At 68.5% G+C, this 18,352-nt stretch carries 18 protein-coding genes, 6 tRNA genes and 1 riboswitch; of the genes, 13 read left to right on the forward strand and 11 right to left on the reverse strand.

What is annotated here, in order from left to right:
* Positions 1-9: 9 nt before the first annotated feature.
* From ribB to AC1DHY_RS08090, 9 genes are all read right to left on the reverse strand, one after another.
* A complete protein-coding gene (gene ribB, locus AC1DHY_RS08050) occupies positions 10-693 on the reverse strand; it encodes a 3,4-dihydroxy-2-butanone-4-phosphate synthase (RefSeq protein ID WP_476903447.1) in 684 nt (227 codons plus the stop codon).
* Positions 690-1,358, reverse strand: a complete 669-nt coding sequence (locus AC1DHY_RS08055; protein WP_476877785.1) for a riboflavin synthase — start codon at positions 1,356-1,358, stop codon at positions 690-692. Before AC1DHY_RS08055 ends, ribB begins: the two co-directional genes overlap by 4 nt.
* A complete protein-coding gene (gene ribD / locus AC1DHY_RS08060; RefSeq protein WP_476877793.1) occupies positions 1,358-2,431 on the reverse strand; it encodes a bifunctional diaminohydroxyphosphoribosylaminopyrimidine deaminase/5-amino-6-(5-phosphoribosylamino)uracil reductase RibD in 1,074 nt (357 codons plus the stop codon). Before ribD ends, AC1DHY_RS08055 begins: the two co-directional genes overlap by 1 nt.
* A gap of 272 nt (positions 2,432-2,703) precedes the next feature.
* Positions 2,704-2,854: riboswitch (FMN riboswitch) on the reverse strand.
* An 81-nt stretch (positions 2,855-2,935) separates the two neighbouring features.
* Complete coding sequence (rpe, locus tag AC1DHY_RS08065) at positions 2,936-3,604, reverse strand: ribulose-phosphate 3-epimerase (RefSeq protein ID WP_476877784.1); 669 nt, start codon at positions 3,602-3,604, stop codon at positions 2,936-2,938.
* 61 nt (positions 3,605-3,665) lie between these two features.
* Positions 3,666-5,255, reverse strand: coding sequence for an RsmB/NOP family class I SAM-dependent RNA methyltransferase (locus AC1DHY_RS08070; protein ID WP_476877783.1), 1,590 nt, complete (start codon positions 5,253-5,255; stop codon positions 3,666-3,668).
* Positions 5,252-6,172: a methionyl-tRNA formyltransferase gene (gene fmt, locus AC1DHY_RS08075; protein WP_476877782.1), complete on the reverse strand. Its 921-nt coding sequence runs from the start codon at positions 6,170-6,172 to the stop codon at positions 5,252-5,254. The genes AC1DHY_RS08070 and fmt overlap by 4 nt, the downstream gene beginning before the upstream one ends.
* Entirely contained in the window at positions 6,169-6,759 is a 591-nt protein-coding gene (gene def, locus AC1DHY_RS08080; protein ID WP_476903448.1) for a peptide deformylase, read from the reverse strand. The genes fmt and def overlap by 4 nt, the downstream gene beginning before the upstream one ends.
* A 104-nt stretch (positions 6,760-6,863) precedes the next feature.
* The gene (locus tag AC1DHY_RS08085) at positions 6,864-7,709 is read right to left on the reverse strand and encodes a cytochrome (RefSeq protein WP_476877780.1); all 846 of its coding nucleotides are present in this window, start codon (positions 7,707-7,709) and stop codon (positions 6,864-6,866) included.
* 86 nt (positions 7,710-7,795) lie between these two features.
* Positions 7,796-7,867: transfer RNA gene (locus AC1DHY_RS08090), tRNA-Val, on the reverse strand.
* A gap of 1,199 nt (positions 7,868-9,066) precedes the next feature.
* Between AC1DHY_RS08090 and AC1DHY_RS08095 the strand changes: the two genes are divergently transcribed.
* From AC1DHY_RS08095 to AC1DHY_RS08120, 6 genes are all read left to right on the forward strand, one after another.
* Positions 9,067-9,139, forward strand: a tRNA-Gly gene (locus AC1DHY_RS08095).
* Positions 9,140-9,185: 46 nt separating this feature from the next.
* Positions 9,186-9,256 (forward strand) — tRNA-Cys (locus tag AC1DHY_RS08100).
* Between the two features lie 40 nt (positions 9,257-9,296).
* Positions 9,297-9,371: transfer RNA gene (locus AC1DHY_RS08105), tRNA-Val, on the forward strand.
* 56 nt (positions 9,372-9,427) lie between these two features.
* Positions 9,428-9,500 (forward strand) — tRNA-Gly (locus tag AC1DHY_RS08110).
* Between the two features lie 49 nt (positions 9,501-9,549).
* A tRNA-Val gene (locus tag AC1DHY_RS08115) sits at positions 9,550-9,624 on the forward strand.
* Between the two features lie 158 nt (positions 9,625-9,782).
* Entirely contained in the window at positions 9,783-10,049 is a 267-nt protein-coding gene (locus AC1DHY_RS08120; RefSeq protein ID WP_476877779.1) for an antitoxin, read from the forward strand.
* 273 nt (positions 10,050-10,322) lie between these two features.
* Here the strand turns inward: AC1DHY_RS08120 and zapE are convergent, their stop codons facing one another.
* Complete coding sequence (zapE, locus tag AC1DHY_RS08125) at positions 10,323-11,360, reverse strand: cell division protein ZapE (protein WP_476903449.1); 1,038 nt, start codon at positions 11,358-11,360, stop codon at positions 10,323-10,325.
* A gap of 213 nt (positions 11,361-11,573) precedes the next feature.
* On the opposite strand from zapE, the gene AC1DHY_RS08130 reads away from it, so the two are divergent.
* The 3 genes from AC1DHY_RS08130 to ybaK all read left to right on the forward strand — a co-directional run bounded on the left by AC1DHY_RS08130 (position 11,574) and on the right by ybaK (position 13,538).
* Positions 11,574-12,491: a sulfurtransferase gene (locus AC1DHY_RS08130; protein ID WP_476877777.1), complete on the forward strand. Its 918-nt coding sequence runs from the start codon at positions 11,574-11,576 to the stop codon at positions 12,489-12,491.
* A 69-nt stretch (positions 12,492-12,560) separates the two neighbouring features.
* A complete protein-coding gene (locus AC1DHY_RS08135) occupies positions 12,561-13,031 on the forward strand; it encodes a SufE family protein (protein WP_476877776.1) in 471 nt (156 codons plus the stop codon).
* Between the two features lie 9 nt (positions 13,032-13,040).
* On the forward strand, positions 13,041-13,538 hold the full coding sequence (gene ybaK, locus AC1DHY_RS08140) for a Cys-tRNA(Pro) deacylase (RefSeq protein WP_476877775.1): 498 nt from the start codon (positions 13,041-13,043) through the stop codon (positions 13,536-13,538).
* On the opposite strand, the gene AC1DHY_RS08145 is transcribed toward ybaK, so the two are convergent.
* On the reverse strand, positions 13,535-14,752 hold the full coding sequence (locus AC1DHY_RS08145) for an alpha/beta hydrolase family protein (protein ID WP_476877792.1): 1,218 nt from the start codon (positions 14,750-14,752) through the stop codon (positions 13,535-13,537). The two genes, ybaK and AC1DHY_RS08145, sit on opposite strands and share 4 nt — an antisense overlap.
* 254 nt (positions 14,753-15,006) lie before the next feature.
* Here AC1DHY_RS08145 and AC1DHY_RS08150 point away from each other — a divergent pair, with 254 nt between their 5' ends.
* The 4 genes from AC1DHY_RS08150 (at position 15,007) to AC1DHY_RS08165 (ending at position 18,344) form a co-directional block, all read left to right on the forward strand.
* Positions 15,007-15,498, forward strand: a complete 492-nt coding sequence (locus AC1DHY_RS08150) for a hypothetical protein (protein ID WP_476877774.1) — start codon at positions 15,007-15,009, stop codon at positions 15,496-15,498.
* 14 nt (positions 15,499-15,512) lie between these two features.
* The gene (gene msrB / locus AC1DHY_RS08155) at positions 15,513-16,034 is read left to right on the forward strand and encodes a peptide-methionine (R)-S-oxide reductase MsrB (protein ID WP_476877773.1); all 522 of its coding nucleotides are present in this window, start codon (positions 15,513-15,515) and stop codon (positions 16,032-16,034) included.
* 190 nt (positions 16,035-16,224) lie between these two features.
* Positions 16,225-17,613 carry a DUF6421 family protein gene (locus tag AC1DHY_RS08160; protein WP_476877772.1) on the forward strand — a complete coding sequence of 463 codons (1,389 nt, stop codon included), beginning with the start codon at positions 16,225-16,227 and terminating at the stop codon, positions 17,611-17,613.
* On the forward strand, positions 17,610-18,344 hold the full coding sequence (locus AC1DHY_RS08165; protein ID WP_476877771.1) for an SDR family NAD(P)-dependent oxidoreductase: 735 nt from the start codon (positions 17,610-17,612) through the stop codon (positions 18,342-18,344). Before AC1DHY_RS08160 ends, AC1DHY_RS08165 begins: the two co-directional genes overlap by 4 nt.
* Positions 18,345-18,352 lie beyond the last annotated feature (8 nt).

The raw sequence follows: 18,352 nt of genomic DNA on the forward strand, positions 1-18,352 counted from the left end.
CCAAGGGTCTCAGGCGGATTCCGCCGCGTGGCTGCCGGTGTTGCCGGCTTCAAGGTACGCCACCAGATCAGCAATCGAAATCAGCGGGCAGCCGTGTTCGAGGGCAAAGCCGCGAAGTCCATCCAACCGCATCATTTCTCCGTCGTCGTGCACCACTTCTGCAATTACGCCTACGGGTTCAAGGCCCGCCAGCCGGCACAGCTCAACGGCTGCCTCGGTGTGGCCGGGACGCTCCCGCACACCACCCTTAACGGCGCGAAGCGGAAAAACATGCCCGGGACGGGTCAGGGAATTTGGCCGGCTGGTGCCGTCCGCGAGGATCCGGGCGGTCAGGGCTCGGTCGGTGGCGGAAATACCGGTGCTGACGCCCACGGCCGCATCGCACGACACCGTATACGCGGTGCCCTTGGAGTCCTGGTTGATGGCCGTCATCGGCGGCAGCTCCAGGGCGTCGGCACGTTCGCCCGTCAGCGGCACGCAGATCACGCCCGAGCTGTAACGGATGGTCCAGCCCATCAGGGCCGGGGTGGCGTGCTGCGCGGCAAAGATGATGTCGCCTTCGTTCTCGCGGTCCTCGTTATCCACCACCAGCACGGGGCGGCCGGCGGCCATGGCGCGGATGGCGTCCTCGATCGGGTCGAGGCCGGCCGAGGCGTCGACGGCCACGCCGTGGCGGTCCTGGAGCCCGCTCATTTTGCGGCCGCCTGGCTGTGGGCGGGCTCAGCGTGGCGGGCCCCGCCGTGCCCGGTGGGGGCGAAGGCGAGCAGGCGTTCGGTGTACTTGGCCAGCACATCCACCTCAAGGTTGACGCGGCCGCCCAGCGGTTTGGCGCCCAGGCCGGTCTCGGCGAGGGTGGTGGGGATCAGGCCGACTTCGAACCACGGTGCCGGGTCCGGCGCGGGGCTCACGGCAGTGACGGTGAGTGAGACGCCGTCGACCGCGATGGAGCCCTTTTCCGCGATGTAGCGGGCCAGCCCGGACGGGACGGCGAAGCGCAGACGGTCCCAGTTGCCCAGCGCCTCACGTTCCACAAGTTCGCCGACGCCGTCAACGTGGCCCTGCACAACGTGGCCGTCGAGCCGGCTACCGGCCTGGACGCAGCGTTCGAGGTTGACCGGGTCCCCCGCTGCCAGCGCGCCGATGGTGCTCCGGACCAGGGTCTCGCCCATGACGTCGACGCTGAAGTCCGTGCCCTCGATGTCCGTGGCGGTCAGGCAAACCCCGTTGACCGCGATTGAACCGCCGAGGGCCAGGCCGTCGGTGCTGCTGGGGGCGTGCAGGCGCAGCGTGGCGCTGGTGTCGCCGTCGCGTTCGACGGAGAGCACCTTGCCCTGTTCGGCGATAATTCCGGTAAACATCAGTTGCCTCCTGCGGCGGTGTCCGCGGCGTTGCGCGGGGTGGAATCGGATGAAGTGTCGGTGGCCCCGGCGGCGGGGCGAAGGTGCAGCCGCAGATCGCGGCCCAGCATCCGCACGGCGCCGCCGGTGGCAGCGTCCCAGTCCCACAGCTGGGCGTCGGCGAGGGTGCGGATGCCGAGGTCTTCCAGGGCCGGAGTGCCGGAGCCGAGGAGCGTCGGGGCCAGGTAGACGATCAGCTCGTCGACCAGTCCGGCGGCCAGGAAAGCGCTAAGGATGCGTGAACCGCCCTCGACCATCAGGTGCCTGACACCGGCGTCGAACAGCTGGTCCAGGGCCTCGCGGGGGTCCCGGGTGGGCAGGTGCATTACCTTGCCGTCGGCACCATGAACGGCAGCGTCGTCGGGGATGCCGCGGAGCCCCATGACCGCGCGGAGCGGTTGCTTGGGCGCCGGCGTTCCGTCCGGTGTGCGCGCGGTAAGCCGGGGGTCGTCCACCAGCACGGTCTGGGTTCCCACCAGGATGGCGTCGATCCGGCCCCGCAGGGCGTGGTTGTCGGCGAGGGACTCCGGGCTGGAGATCCATTGGCTGGTGCCGTCGCCGGCCGCGATCCTGCTGTCGAGGGTCTGGGCGATGTGCAGGGTGACGAAGGGGCGCTTGGCGGCCACGGCGTCAAACCAGCGGCGGTTGAGGTCCAGCGCTTCGACGGCGGCCAGGCCGGAGCGAACGCGCACTCCGGCGGCGCGCAGGGTCGCGGCTCCCCCGGCGGCCGGGTCGTGCGGGTCATCGACGGCGTAGACGACATCGGCGATGCCCGCGTCAATGATGGCTTGGGCGCAGGGGCCGGTCCGGCCGCAGTGGTTGCAGGGTTCAAGCGTGACCACCATGGTGGTGCCGCTGAGGTCCAGGCCCGCCGCCCGGGCCTGCTGGATGGCGTCGGCCTCTGCGTGCGGGGTGCCGGCACCACGGTGGTAGCCGGTCACCAGGGGTGTGCCGTCTGTCCCAATGACGACGGCGCCCACGAGCGGGTTCGCGCCGCGCGGGCCCTGGGCTGCCGCTGCGAGGGCAGCGTCCATCGCCGCCGTTTCTGCGGCGCTAAAGCCGGCCGCGCTGAAGCCGGCCGCGGTGAAGCCGGCCGCGGCGAAGTCTTCGTGGTCTTTGTCTTGCGGCCCGGAAGCCGTTTGGACGCTCATGCGCCGTTCCTCGGGTCCCCGGGGACCTCGGAGTGGGCGAAGAGCCATCGCAAGGGGTTCATGTGTGTGTCGTTCCTTCCCTCTAGAACCGCGATGGCTCCGGGGGTATACGACAGCGCACTGCCGCGGCACCGAAGGGCGCCGCAGTAACAGCTGTACGTGCTTCTCTCATCCAGACTTTAACTGTCGGTACCGGAATTCCACCGGTTCAACCGTCCGCCGTTAGCTTCCCAGTGGGAAGTGCCGGCTCGCGGGTCGCGGACTATAACCGCCGGTTCGGACTTACACCGACCCCGGAGCACGTATGTGTGTAGCTATTCTGACACAACTGCGGCCGCCGCCCGGCTATTCCCGCGGGCGGACGGTACACCGTTCGTCATGTTTTAGTCAGCTGCCCGGCCAGCTGCCGGCCGCTTCACGGAGGCGGGCGATGGCGTCCGCGGGGTCGTCGGCGCCGTAAACCGCGGACCCTGCGACGAAGACGTCGGCGCCGGCCTCGGCCGCCCGCCAGATGGTCTCCTCGGTGATGCCGCCGTCGACCTGGAGCTTGATGTCCAGTCCCGACGCGTCAATGGCGGCCCTGGCCCGGCGGATCTTGGGCAGCGTGAGATCAAGGAACTCCTGGCCGCCGAAGCCGGGTTCCACGGTCATGATGAGGATCATGTCCAGTTCGCCGAGCATGTCCAGGAACGGTTCCACGCTGCTGCCGGGCCGCAGTGCGATGCCCGCCTTGGCGCCCCGGGCGCGCAGTTCGCGGGCCAGTTTCACCGGTGCGATGGAGGCCTCGGCGTGGAAGGTCACCGACGCCAGCCCGGCGTCGGCGTAGGCCGGTGCCCAGCGGTCGGCGTGATCGATCATCAGGTGTGCGTCCAGCGGGATCGGGCTGACGTCCTGCAGCCGCTGGACCACGGGAAGCCCCAGCGAGAGATTGGGCACGAAGTGGTTGTCCATAACGTCCACGTGCACGGCGTCGGCAGTCTTGATTCTCTGCAGTTCGGACTGCAGGTTAGCGAAGTCCGCCGAAAGGATGCTCGGGTGGATACAGCGGTGGGCCATGGATGTCCTTGTCGTAGCGCGGGTCGGAAATCGGGAAACTGGTGCCAGTATGGCCCTGGGCTCAGGCTTTTTTGCGGATGAGCGCCAGGAACATGGCGTCCGTGCGGTGCAGGTGCGGCCAGAGCTGGGCGGTCAGTTCGTGGCCGGCCTCAAGGTGTCCGGTGAGGCTGACGGCGTCCAGGGCGGCTCCGGCGTCCAGCAGTTCGAGGTCCTCGCGCTTGCGCAGGGCATCGGTGACGACGGCGGTGGTCTCGGCCGGGTGCGGGGAACACGTCACGTAGGCCACAACGCCGCCGGGCTTGACCGCATCGAGCGCCGACTTGAGCAGGTCGCGCTGCAGCGGGCCGAGATCCACCAGGTCCTTCGGCGTGCGCCGCCAGCGGGATTCGGGGCGGCGGCGCAGTGCGCCGAGTCCGGTGCAGGGCACGTCAACCAACACGCGGTCGAAGCTCCCGGCCATCTCGGCGCCAACCTCGCGCCCGTCGCCGGTGCGGACGTCCCAGACCTCGGACGGCACGGCCGTCAGCGCCTGCCGGACCAGTTTCGCGCGGTGGGGTGCGGGTTCGTTGGCCAGCAGGGTGGCACCGTGCTGGCGGGCCAGGGCGCCGAGCAGGGCAGCCTTGCCGCCGGGGCCGGCGCAGAGGTCAAGCCAGCGTTCGCCGTCGGGCCCGGCACCTGCGTCGGTGAGGTCCACGGAGGCCAGCGCGCGGGCCACCAGCTGCGAGCCGACGTCCTGGACGCGGGTGCTGCCCTCCCGCACGGAGGCGAGCCGGCCAAGGTCACCGCCGCTGGAGAGCGCGGATCCCTCCACGAGCTCCCCGGGAGTGGCACCGCCTTCGAGCGCCTCGTCGAGGCTGCCGAGGCCGGGCAAGGCCACCAGGTTAACGACGGGGGCCGCGTTGTCCGCCTCGAGGAGGTCGTTGATTTCCGTGACCGGACGACCATGCGCCACGAGGGACTGCCGGAAGGCGCGGACGATCCATTCGGGGTGGGCGTAGCGGACGGAGGCCACCTTGGTCTCGTCCTGTTCGTCGCGGAGGATCAGCTCCAGCCATTCCTCGAGTGTGTGCGCGGTAACTTTGCGGAGCACGGCGTTGATCAGGCCCGACGGGCCGGCACCGATCACGGCGCGGGCCAGGCCCACGGTTTCGTCCAGGGCAGCATGCGCCGGGACCCGCATGGCCAGAAGCTGGTGCGCCCCGATCCGCAAGGCATCGAGGATGGCGGGATCGAGCTGGTCCAGGGGACGGTCCACGCAGCGGGCGAGGATCGCGTCATAGGTTCCCTGGCCGCGGAGGGCGCCGTAGCTGAGCTCGGTGGCAAAACCGGCGTCGCGCTTGTCCAGGCCGTGGTGCCGGATCCGGGCGGGCAGCACCAGGTTCGCGTAGGCGTCCTCGGCGGCCACGGCACGCAGGACCTCGAAAGCGACCAGCCGGGCGGGATCGGCGCGCCGGGTGCGCTGGGAGGGAGCGTTCTCGGTGAATCCCCGCTGCGGGCCACGGTTCCGCTCCCGGCCCTGGGCGTTGCGCTTGGAGTTGCGCTGGCCCTGGCCGCCCCGGTTGCCCTGGCCGTTCTGGTTGCCTTGGCCGCCTTGGCCGCCAGATTGCTCCCCCCGGCCCCGGCCGCTGCCGCTTGTTCCGGACTCGCTCATTCGAAGACCACGCTTTCCAGTGTTGCCTGCCCGCGCGCCCAGTCGGCGGCGTTCATCATTTTCTTGCCCGAAGGCTGGACCCGGGTGAGTTCCACAGGATGTGAGCCGGTACCCACCAGGACGGCCTTGCCGTCGAGCACCAGCTGGCCCGGGCGGAGTGCCGGCGCGCCGGGCCGCAGCACGAGCGGCTCAAGCTTGACCCGCTGCCCGTCCCACATGGTCCAGGCGCCGGGCTCGGGGGTGACCCCGCGTGCCCTGCGTCCAATCGCCAGGGCCGGCTGCTGCCAGTCGAGGCGGCCATCGTCAAGGCCAAGTTTGGGGGCGAGGCTGACCTCGCCCTGTTGTGGAATGGCCGAGGCCCTGCCGGCGTCGACGGCGGAAAGGGTCTGGCTCAGCAGCACGGCGCCGCTGTGCGACAGCCGTTCCAGGAGATCCCCGGCAGTGTCCGTGGGCCGCACCGCCTCGGTGACGGTGCCGAACACCGGGCCGGTATCGAGGCCTTCCTCGAGCCGGAACGTCACGGCGCCGGTGATGTCGTCACCGGCGATGATGGCGCGCTGCACGGGTGCGGCACCGCGCCAGGCCGGCAGGAGCGAGAAGTGCAGGTTGATCCAGCCGTGGCGCGGGATATCGAGGGCCGCCCGCGGAATCAGGCCGCCGTACGCGACGATCGCGGCGACGTCGGGCGCGGCCGCCGCGATTCGTGCCGTCACCGCGGCGTCGACCCGGGTGGCGTGGATGATCTCGATGCCCAGCTCGGCGGCGCGGGCGGCCACGGGCGACGGCGTCAGGATGCGCTTGCGTCCCAGCGGCGCGTCCGGCCGGGTCAGCACGGCGACGACGTCGAAACCGGCAGCGACGAGGGCGTCCAGTGCAGGGACGGCCACGGCGGGAGTCCCTGCGAAAAGAACCCTCACTGGCCGATCCCGAAGGACGAACCCTGGCCGAAGCTGCCGCCCCCGAAGCTGGAGCCGACCGTCTTGGCGCGCTTCGACGTCGTCTGCTCCGTAATGGCGTCATAGTTTGCATTGCGGATGGCGCGCAGGGCCGCCTTGCGGTCCTCGCCCTCGAGCCGGTCGGTGAACAGGATGCCGTCCAGGTGGTCGGTCTCGTGCTGGAAAACGCGGGCGAGCATCCCCTCGCCGTCGAGCACCACCTCGTTGCCGTGGACGTCGACGCCGGTGACCCGGGTGGCGCGGTGGCGCCGGACCGGGAAGCCCAGGCCGGGGATGGAGAGGCAGCCCTCAACTTCGTCGGGCTGGAAGTCATCGCTGTTCTCCAGGACGGGGTTAATAATGTGCCCCTCAACCCCACGGATGCGGTAGGTGAAGACTCGCTGACTGATGCCGACCTGCGGCGCGGCCAGGCCGGCGCCCTCCACGTCCTCCATGGTTTCGATCATGTCGGCGACGAGCTTTTCCAGCTCCGGCCCGAATTCCGTCACGGGATCGGCAACTGTGCGCAGCACAGGGTCCCCGATGATGCGGATATTCAGTATGGCCATGGTCAGTCTGTCCTCACGGTGGGCGGCTAGGGATCCCGACCAGTTTAGTGGCAGCCCCGGGTTTCGTTCATGGCGGCCCGGGGATTCAGGGTCAGCGGTTAGGGTCAGCGGGCCACCGGCGGGGCGATTGGCAGCAGGGCCGGCCCGGCCGCCGCCGTGTCCGCGGACATCTCCCAGACCCTGCGCAACGCACAGAACTTCCACCAGTGGTGCTTGAGGACATCCGGGTTGGCCCGCACCGGCCGGACCTCCGTCTCGCCGATGGCGACCGCGAGCAGAAGCGGTGAATCCCCGTGCTGCCACGGCTCCCACTCCCCCGCGACCGGGTCCACCAGGCTTTCTTCGGCCTTCATCCCGGCCACCAGCTGCATCACGACCTTTGCGTCGAGGGGCTTGACCGTCCCGTCCCGGCTGGTCCCCTTGGTCTTGTAGTCGATGAGGCACGTGCGGCCGTTGATCCGGGCCACCAGGTCCAGCGTGCCCGCGTAGCCCACGGTCTGGTTCCACACCGTGATCTCCGGGGCAATCGGCTCCACCTGGAAGAGCTCCCACCATTCGTCGAAGCGGGCGGCAAAGGCTTCCTCCCCGTTGGCAGCCAGTGCCTCACGGGTTTCCTTCATCTGGTGCGGGCGGCCAAGAGCGCGCAGAGCCACCTGTTCGCAGTAGTTGTGGACCCGGTCGCCGCGCTTGGCGGCGTCGTCCCGGTGGGTCTCGGCGGCTTTGGCCGCGCGGCTCACTGCCTGCCGGACCTTCGCGGGGCTGCCCAGGATGGCCGGCAGTGTGGGGTCCGAGGCGAGGCTGTTCGCTCCCATGTACCCGAACCAGCCGTCCAGGCCGTGCGGTTGCTGGCCGATCACCGTGGTGATGGACGGAACGGTGAACTGCGCCGAAGTGGAGCGGGCGTACATCCGGCCGTATTCGGTGGCGTGGGCGAGAAGCGGGGCGGTCATAGAAAGACTCTTTCACGGGGGTCGGACGCTGTAGGAAAACAAAATGGTCCGCCCCGCTCTGAGAGCGGAACGGACCATTTTCCAGGTGGGCGATACTGGGTTCGAACCAGTGACCTCTTCGGTGTGAACGAAGCGCGCTACCACTGCGCCAATCGCCCCGGTGCCATTGAATGCTAGCCCACCCTGGCGGAATATCGAAATCGGCCATTCCGACGGCGGTTTGGGTGGGCGCGGGGTCTGGACGTGGGGTTGGCGCTGCGCCCATTTGCCAGAAGTGGCCGCTAAGTCGCTCGGATAGCGGCCATCTTTGGCGAATCGACGTACTGGATGGCCACCTGGTCGCATTCGGGGGCCCGTAGCCAACGTGGCCCGTCGCTCCCCAGGCCCCCGTCGTCGACGTCGTCGTTCGGTTGCCCGTGATCGTGACGGCACTGCAGACGCACGAGCCGGCGGTTTCGGCGCCCATTTGCCAAAAGTGGCCGCTAAGTGGCTGGGATAGCGGCCATCTTTGGCGAATCGACGTACTGGATAGCCAACTTGTCGCATTCGGGCGACGGTAGCGAACGAAGCGCCACGATCCCCTAGGCCCCTGTCGTCGACGTCGTCGCCCGGCTGCCCCGCCGCAAGGCCGTCGTCGAAGCCGGCCAAGATGGTTGGCGCTGCGCCCATTTGCCAGAAGTGGCCGCTAAGTGGGGTGGCTTACCGGCCATCTTTGGCGAATCGACGTTGCCGGTGGCCGCCTGGATCCTTTAGATGAGCCGCAGCCGGCGTCGTATGACGTCGACGCCACCCCGGCGTCGTCACCCATCCTCGCCAAGGTCGGCGTCGTAGTTCAATGGCAAGGAACCGCTCTTGTCCTCCCTCATCCGTCCGGGTCGGCTGGGCTCGGCGCCCAATTGCCAGAAGTGGCCGCTAAGTGGATCGGGATAGCGGCCATCTTTGGCGAATCGCTGCATTAGGCCGGTACCTGGCTCCGTGGGTAGCCCCGTGGCCGCTGACGTCGCTGAATCGGACTGAGATCGCTGGTTTGTGCGCCCAATTACCAGAAGTGGCCGCCAAGTGGGTCGGGATAGCGGCCATCTTTGGCGAACCGACGCACCGAAGTACTCCCAACCTCACGGCGCCGACCCCGCCGCGGCAGCCCCAGGCCGCTCGTCAGAACAACAACGCGCCGCCCCGGAAGCCAGCGCTAATTACACTCCTGTAATTAGCAAAATCCCCTAGATTGCAGGGAAGGACGGGGGTCGGTCGCCGTCAACGGACGCCCGATTTGTAGATTGCCTGAACCTCCTATAGAGTTCTTACTCGTTGGAACGCGAGGAAATGCCGAATGCGGCAGGGAATCGCAGGCAACATTGCGGACGTAGCTCAGCTGGTAGAGCACCACCTTGCCAAGGTGGATGTCGCGAGTTCGAATCTCGTCGTCCGCTCGCAGGACACTGTCACGGCAAAGGTTCTTCGGAATCCTGTCTACACGGTGGGTTGGCCGAGAGGCGAGGCAGCGGCCTGCAAAGCCGTATACACGGGTTCGAATCCCGTACCCACCTCGGTGAAAACCCTGGTTTCCGGTTCCGGCCGGATGCAAAGGGGCGATTGGCGCAGCGGTAGCGCGCTTCCCTGACACGGAAGAGGTCACTGGTTCGATCCCAGTATCGCCCACCAAAGCGAGGAAACTTGCTTGATCCAGTACCACCGGCCTGGCCGGAACGGACTAAAATGCGGACGTAGCTCAGCTGGTAGAGCACCACCTTGCCAAGGTGGATGTCGCGAGTTCGAATCTCGTCGTCCGCTCTGTTGTTTTTCAGCTTTACACAACTCCACTCCGGATCCTTCCGGTTGCGGGCGATTGGCGCAGCGGTAGCGCGCTTCCCTGACACGGAAGAGGTCACTGGTTCGATCCCAGTATCGCCCACCACACAGCAGCTCCCCCGGAGCTGCTTTTTTCGTATCCTGACCCCTCACGCTGCGGGGGTCTTTCTCCTCTGGGCGGACAACCCTTGGCACCCCCCAACCCTCCGGTTAGGATCGAAAGTGCTAGGAGCGATCTGGCTCCGCGACAGAAGGGAGGTGCCCGTGGGTTTACTTGACGATCTAAAGGGCAAGGCTCAGCATCTGATTGATGGCAACGAACAGGCCATCAAGGACGGTATCGAGAAGGCGGGTGACTTCGTCGATTCCAAGACCGGCGGAAAGTACGCCGACAAGGTCGATTCCGTCCAGCGTGGCGCCTCTGACTTCGTGGACAAGTCGAACGTGGAACCGGAAACGGCCCCCGTCGTCGAACCGCACGTCGCGGAGGAGCCGCCAGTCGCCGGGGAAACCCGGCCGCAGGGCCTCTGACCCAGGTACGTCAATGAGGTGCCGGTCCCGCCGAGAGGTGGCGCCGGCACCTTTGGCGTTTAAAGGCCGAGGTGGACGCGTGGGGTCGCGTACGATCACCGGGCGGGGACCAACGCGGCGGGCTTCCCCACCGTGCCCTGAAACCGCCGGCACCCGATGCAATCACCCGCGGCGTTCACCCGCGGCGTTCGCCGGCGCTCCCCCGCGGCACTGCGGCACTGCTGCCAACAGCCGCACGCCCGCAGCTACCAGCTACCAGCTACCACCACCCGCCTACGACGGTTCGTGGTTCTGTCCTTCGCGGGCCAGGGCGGTCAGCCGGGACACGGCACGGAAGTACTTCTTCATGTACCCGCCGGTCATCATCTCCTCGGTGAAGAGCTGGTCGAACGGCACGCCGCTGGCCAGGATCGGCACGTCCTTGTCGTACAGCCGGTCCGCGAGGACCACAAAGCGCAGCGCCACGGCCTGCTCGGTGATCGTCTCGACGTTGCGCCACACGACGCCGTCGATCCCGTCGATCAGCTGACGGTAGCGGCTCGGGTGCACACCGGCGAGGTGGTTGATCAGGGTGCTGAATTCGTCCTTGGCCACGGTCTGGCCGTCGAACTCCGCCTTCATGTGGTGCGCCAGTTCGTCGTTGCGCAGGGGCGCGGGCGCCTTCGGCAGGCCGCGGTGGCGGAAGTCCTCGCCGTCGATGCGGACGACGTCGAACTGGTCCGCCAGGACCTGGATCTCGCGGGCGAAGTCGACGGCGGCAAACCGGCCGTCGCCGAGCGAGCCCGGCAGGGTGTTGGACGTTGCCGCGAGCTTGACGCCGGCGTCGGCCAGCTCGCGCATCAGCCGGGACATCAGGACCGTGTCGCCCGGATCGTCGAGCTCGAATTCGTCAATGCAGACCAGTTTGTAGTGGCTCAGCGCCTCCACGGTCTTGCGGAAGGACAATGCGCCCACCAGGTTGGTGTACTCCACGAACGTCCCGAAGGCCTTGGGCCCAGGAGCCGCGTGCCACAGCGACGCGAGCAGGTGGGTCTTGCCCACCCCGAAGCCGCCGTCCAGGTAGATGCCTGCCCGGGACGTGTCCTTCTTGCCGAACAGCCGCTTGAACAGGCCGTCGCCGTCCCCGGACCCGACGCCGGCGGCGAAGTTCTGCAGGGCGTGGACGGCTTGGGCCTGGCTGGGCTGCGCCGGATCCGGCCGGTAGCTGGCGAAGGAAACCTCACCGAAGCGCGGCGACGGATAAAACCCGTTCAGGAGTTCATCCACGGAAACCGCCGGTGTTCTGGCGGCGAGCTGTTCGATCTGTACCAAGGTGGTCCGTTCTGCTGGTCTCGTGTCCCCAGAAAGGATACCGGCAAAGGCGGATTTCCCTTCCGGGCGACGAACGGGAGTGAGCAAGCCCATATTTCAGAGTATGTAGTCGGGGAAGCAATCCCGCCGGGGCGTGGTTAGTGTGGGTAAAGGCCCGGCGCCGCGCAGCACCTCACGCCAGGCCTCCCCGACGCCCAGTGAAAGGCCAACTTCATGCCCTACCCCGTTGAGCAGAACGAGAAATTCACCGCCTACGCCCACCCCGAACGCCTTGTGTCCACCGGGTGGCTCGCGGCGGCCATGGAAGGCGGCGCGCTCGACGGCGGCAAGCTCGTGGTGGTCGAGTCCGACGAGGACGTCCTGCTGTACGAGACCGGCCACATCCCCGGCGCGGTCAAGATCGACTGGCACACCGACCTGAACGACGAGGTCACCCGTGACTACGTCGACGGCGCGGCTTTCGCGGCCCTTGCCGCCGCCAAGGGCATCTCCCGGGACAGCACCGTAGTGATCTACGGCGACAAGTCCAACTGGTGGGCTGCCTACGCCCTCTGGGTCTTCACCCTGTTCGGCCACGAGGACGTCCGGCTGCTTGACGGCGGACGCGACAAATGGATCGCCGAAGGCCGCCCGATCACCACGGACAAGACGGTGCCAGCCCCGGGCGACTACCCCGTGGTGGAGCGAAACGACGCCCCGATCCGGGCCTTCAAGGAAGACGTCCTGGCGCATTTCGGCAAGCCCCTGATCGACGTCCGCTCGGCCGAGGAATACACCGGCCAGCGCACCCACATGCCTGCCTACCCGGAAGAGGGCGCCCTGCGCGGGGGCCACATCCCCACCGCAGCTTCCATTCCGTGGGCCCGGGCCGCGGCCGAGGACGGCACCTACCGCAGCCGCCCCGAACTGGAAGCCCTCTACCTCGAGGAAGCCGGCCTGAAGGACGGCGACGACGTCGTGGCGTACTGCCGGATCGGCGAACGTTCCAGCCACACCTGGTTCGCCCTCAAGTACCTCCTGGGCTTCGAAACCGTCCGCAACTACGACGGCTCCTGGACCGAATGGGGCAACGCCGTGCGTGTCCCGATCGCGAAGGGCACCGACCGCGGCACCGTTCCGGCCGGACGGTAGCCGGGATGGGCGCGAGGAGCTTAGACGCCGGCACGCCAAAACCAGCGGGCCGTGCGTAAGCTGGGAATGATGAATACTTCAGCTCTTCCCGCCGCGCTGGCGGACATTGTGGACGACTTCCAGGCCCTCGAGGAGGCGGAGCGGCTCCAGCTGCTCCTCGAGTTCTCGCGCGAGCTGCCGGATCCCCCTGCCCGGCTCCAGGACCACCCGGAACTGATGGAACAGGTGGTGGAGTGCCAGTCACCGTTGTTCCTGACCATTGAGACCGAACCAGCGGACGACGGCGGTGCGGGCTCCGGTCCGGAGCGGGTCCGGTTGTTCTTCAAAGCCCCGCCCGAGGCACCGACAACCCGCGGCTTCGCCGGGGTCCTGCACGAGGGCCTGGACGGGCTCAGCCCGGCCGAGATCCTGGCGGTCCCCGACGACATGCCCGAACTGCTGGGCCTGACGCGGGCTATTACGCCGCTGCGCATGCGCGGCATGACGGCAATGCTGGGCCGGATCAAACGCAAGGTCGCGGCACTGCCGCAGCAGGGCTGAACCAGTCCGGTGGCACGCAAACATGCGTCCCAGGGAACCCCGGCCACCGCGGCTCTCGCGGCGGCCGGGGTTCCCTTTACCGCGCACCCCTACAGCCATGACCCCGCCGCCGCCAGCTACGGCCTCGAAGCGGCCGAGGTGCTGGGGATCGAAACCTCCCGGGTGTTCAAGACCCTGATGGTCGACGTCGACGGGCGACTCGCTGTCGGCGTCGTACCGGTTAGCGGCAACCTGGACCTGAAGGCGATAGCCGCCGCGCTGGGCGGCAAGAAGGCCGTCATGGCGGACCCGGCAACGGCCGAGCGCCGCACCGGCTACGTGCTGGGCGGCATCTCTCCCCTGGGCCAGCGGCAGCCCTCCCCCACCGTGGTGGACGAGAGCGCCCTGGACGTGGAGACCATGCTTGTCTCGGGCGGCCGCCGCGGCCTGGACCTGGAGCTGAGCCCGTCCGACCTCATCCGGCTGACTGGGGCGGCCACGGCCAGGATCGGCACGCCGCGAAGCTAGCCCGCGGGTGTGGCGTCCGGGGCAGTCATGGGATCGGGCCTGCCCGGGTTCGGCCGGGGAGCAAGCTGCTGCCGCAGCCAGGCGCTGACCAGCGACTCCCAGCGCTCCGGGTCAACGTTCCACTCCTTGGTGTGCCGCGCGGTGTCGAAGGCCTCGAATGTCACCATCTCGGGGTTCTTTTCGGCGAGGGCGGCCGACGGGCCGTAGGGGACGTATTCGTCATCCACGGAATGCAGGATCAGGGTTGGCGTCCGGAGCTCCACCGCGCGGGAGACCCAGTCCATCGCCTTCAGGTCCACCGGCGCGGCCAGCCCGGTCAGCCGGCGCCCCAATGGATGGCTCATCATCAGCTGCCCGTAGCGGCCGACGGCGGACGGGATCCGGTTCAGCTCGGCGTGGTGGGCCAGCACGTTCACCCAGTTAATAACCGGCGCATCCAGGACCATGGCCCGGATCAGGTGGTGGTGGCGGGAAAGGTCCGCAGTCTGCAGGCAGATGGCACCGCCCATGGACCAGCCAAAAAGCACCACCTCCCGCGCGCCGTGCTCCAGCGCATAGCTGATGGCGGACTCCACATCGCGCCACTCCGTGGACCCCAGGCCGTAACGGCCGTCCTCGGCCGAGGGTGCCAGCCCGTCGTTACGGTAGGAAATCAGCAGGCTGGACAGCCCCAGCTCCCGGGCAACGCGCACGGCCCGGAGGCCCTCCTGGCGCGTGGCGCCGCGGCCGTGCACCATAATCGCCCAGACTTCCGACGGCGGCGCATCGGCCGAGGGGGCGGCCGGGATCAGCCACGCCGGGGCCAGGCCGCCGTCGACCTCGATCTGCACTTCGGTGGCGGGCAGCCCGATGGACCCGGGATCGGGCTGGACGGCCCCGCTCCAGTAACCGCGCCGCGCCGTGGTCAGGTCGCCGCTGTAGACCGCCTCGACCTCCCGCAGGACCGTTTGCTCGGCGGGTGAATACGAGAGGATCCGTCCGAGCCGTGCGTGGCCGCGCCCGCCGTCGAAGAAGAAGCCGTACACCCCTTCCACGGTGGAATCCGGGGTGGCCTTGAGGATGACCTGCAGCCCGCGGCCTTCGCGGATGACGGCCAGCACTTCCTGGTCTTCCTCGCGGACCCGGACCGGAGTGATGACCCTGCGGGCAAAGTAGAGGGCCAGCGCCGAGGAACCGGCGGCCAGGAGGCCCGCTGCCGCTCCGCCGCCGATCATGCCGCCCACGGCCCACTTCGCGTTACCCGAGACCCGCGTCTCGGGCAGTCCCAGGTCCGGCGCGGCGCCGCGGCGGGCGGGCACCGGAAGCGCACGGGACGTTGCCCGGGCGGTGGGCGTGCGGGGGGCTGGCGGGACGAGGCGCTGGGTGGAGGCCATGGAACCATTCTTACCGAACTCCCCGCCAAGCACGGCATCCGGCGCACCGTCGGCTAATCCGTGCGGCCCGGTGAGGGCGGGACTAGGCTGGGGGCATGAGCGATCCCATCGTCATCCTGACAGAAGAGCCCCTCGGCGCGGACGACCGCGTCAACATCGAGACCCTCGTGGCCGACGGCGATGCGCCGCTGGTGGTGCTGGTACCGGCAAACACCGAACGCCATCTGCTGGTGGATTTCCTGGAGAACCTCTCCATGCTGGAAATCGCCAAGGCCTTCCGGCAGCTGACCGCCAAGCAACCCGACCCCGGCGTGGAACGGACCGCCGCGGCGGAAACACTTGCCACCTCGCTGGCGGCCCTCGGCGGAATCGGCGGCGGCGTGAGTGGCGAGATCGTGGAAGGCCGGGCCGTGGACGGCCTCGTTGCCAAGGTCAAGGAACTGAATGCCGGGCAGGCCGTCGTGATTACCCGTCCGCACGCGGTCGCGGACACGTTCCACACCGACTGGGCCAACGAGGCGCAGGACAAGCTCGGCCTGCCGGTGCTGCACCTGTATGCGGGCTCGGGATTTATCGGGGACTCCTGAGCGTTGATGAGGGCATGAGTATCTTCAGCAACAAACCCAAAGTCGCTCCCGTCGCCTCCCCCGCAACCGGCACCGACGCGGCGGCCGGCCATTCGGCCGCGGCAGGCCGGTCCCCGGTTGAAAAGACCGATCAGCAGTGGCGCGAGGAACTCACCCCGGACGAATACCGGGTGCTGCGCCAGGCCGGGACCGAGCGGCCGTACACCGGGGAGTACTGGGACACGCACACCGAGGGTGTGTACCAGTGCCGGGCGTGCGGCGCGGAACTCTTCACCAGCCGGGAAAAATTCGATTCCCACTGCGGTTGGCCCTCCTTCTGGGCGCCCCTGGCTGATGGCACCGTCCGCTATATCCACGACCGCACCCTAGGGATGGAACGGATCGAGGTCCGGTGCGCGGCGTGTGACTCGCACCTTGGCCACGTGTTTGAGGGTGAGGGCTACGGCACGCCCACGGACCAGCGCTACTGCATTAACTCGGTCTCGCTGAAGCTGGTGGCCGCGGAGGACGCACCCGCCGCCGGCACGGACGCCTGAGCCTTTCTCCGCCAAACCGACGCCAAACCAGCTCCAGCCGGCGCTAGCCCTCGCCGGGCTGGAGCTGGGCGGCCCGGCGCAGTCCGGATGCCCCAGAGTTTCTTATGCTCAGCTGCTTTTTGGGTTAGAGGTTCTGTTTGCTTGCTACGCTCGCCGTAGACGTTCCCAGCAACCAGAAAGGCGACCGACGATGACCACGACCGCCCTCACCGCACCTGCCCCGATCACCGCCGCATCCCCGGAGTGGCAGCGCCTCAAGGCCGCCGCCACCGCCCTCCAGGCCCTGCAGGTGAAGGACGGTTCCGTTCCCGACGCCGCCGACCACGAGGCGGCCGCCGCCCACGTCACCGCCATCACCACGGCCATCGCGGCCCTCGCCCCGGCCTTCCCGCACGACGCCAGCTACCTCGAGCTGCTCGCCGTCGACTTCGGGCGCTGGGCCGACGGCGGCTTCGGCGTCCCCGACTTCCTGGACTCCCTCCAGGCGTTCCAGCCGCAGCAGCAGCGCGTCAACGGCCTGCAGCACCTCGTGGTCTTCCCGATGTACACCCAGAACGGCAGCAACAACCGCCTGGTCGAGGCCGTCCTCATCGAGGTCATCTGGCCGGAGTTCATCGCCGGCCTGGAGGCGGGCGAGTACTCCAACAAACTCTTTGTCCCGATCCGCTTCCTCGACTTCACCCCGGGCTACGACACTAATTCCGCCGTCCTCTTCCCCGAGACGGTCGCCGTCCGCGAGACCCCCACCTTCACGTGGGGCGCGATCTTCGCCGACCGCGAGGCCGCCCGCTTCCGCCGGGTCCTGGCCGCCGCCGCGGACATCACCTCCCTGCAGCTTCCGGCTGACGCCGCCGCCCTGCTCGAGGACCAGGAACTGACCCAGGAAACCTTCGTCATGTGGGACCTCATCCACGACCGCACCCACATGCGCGGCGACCTGCCGTTCGACCCCTTTATGATCAAGCAGCGTATGCCGTTCTTCCTGTACTCGCTGGAGGAACTGCGCTGCGACCTCACCGCCTTCCGCGAGTCCGTCAGGATCGAAAAGGACGAGGACGCTGATCCGGAAGCACGCCGGCACGCCAAGCTGGTCCAATACGCCGTCATCTTCGACCGCATCTTCCGCTTCGCCATCACCGGCAGCCGGGTCCGCAACTACGACGGCCTCGGCGGGCAGCTGCTCTTCGCCTGGATGCACCAGCACCACGTGCTGCACTGGACCGACAGCAAGCTCAGCATCGACTGGGACGAGGCCGCCGACGTCGTGGTGGAACTCGGCGCAAAGATCGAGGAACTGTACTGGCGCTCGATCGACCGCCCCAAGATGGCCCACTGGCTGGCCGCCTATGAGCTCATCTCCGGCACGGTGACACCCAACCCGGCATCCGTCTGGTCCAAGGGGCCCGGCGCCCTGCCGCTGGACGGGCCGCCGCGCGGCCTGACCGACCAGGTGCTCGACGACGAATTCCCGCTCTCCATGTTCTACGAGGCGCTGGAGAAGAAGATGCGGACCGTCATCGAATCGACCGCCGGCATCACGGGGTCCACCGGCAACCGCCAGGACACGGCCGCCGAATGAGCGGTGAAACGCCCCTGAACATCCTTGTGGCCGGCGGCAGCGGTCCGTCCGGGATCGCCGTCGCCCGCGCCCTCCGGGGTGCCGGCCACACGGTCTTCACGGTCGGTTCCGATGCCGGCCGCATCCAGGCGGCAGCAGCCGCAGCGGGCGACGGCGTCGTTCCGCTGACCTGCGACCTCGCTGATCCGGCCGCCGTCCGGCAGTTCCATGCCGACCTCACCGGACCGACCGGGGGCATTGACGGCGTGATCCACCTGGTGGGCGGATGGCGCGGCGCGAAGGGCATCGCGGACCAGAGCGATGAGGACTGGGACTTCCTGGAACGCAACGCCGTCACCACCCTGCGCAACGTCAGCCGCGCGTTCTATGACAACCTCGCCGCGTCGGCTAACGGCCGCCTCGCCATCGTCTCGTCCACTGCCGTGGCCGCGCCGACGGCGGGCGGCGCCAGCTACGCCGCCGCCAAAGCCGCCGCCGAGGCGTGGACCCTCGCCGTGGCCGACGGTTTCCGGCGCGCCCAGTCGGGGCGCAAGGAAGACCCGGTGGAGCAGCACAGCGCTGCCGTCGTCTTTGTGGTCAAGGCCCTGGTCGACGCCGCCATGCGCGCGGCGTCGCCCGAGCGCACGTTCGCCGGCTTCACCGACGTCGAAGACCTGGCCGCCGCCGCCGTCGACCTCTTCCGCACCCCCGCCGCTGAACTGAACGGCCGGCGCCTGCCGCTGGCCCGGTAAGCCGGCAC

The sequence above is a fragment of the Arthrobacter sp. 05L44 genome (genome assembly GCF_056397605.1).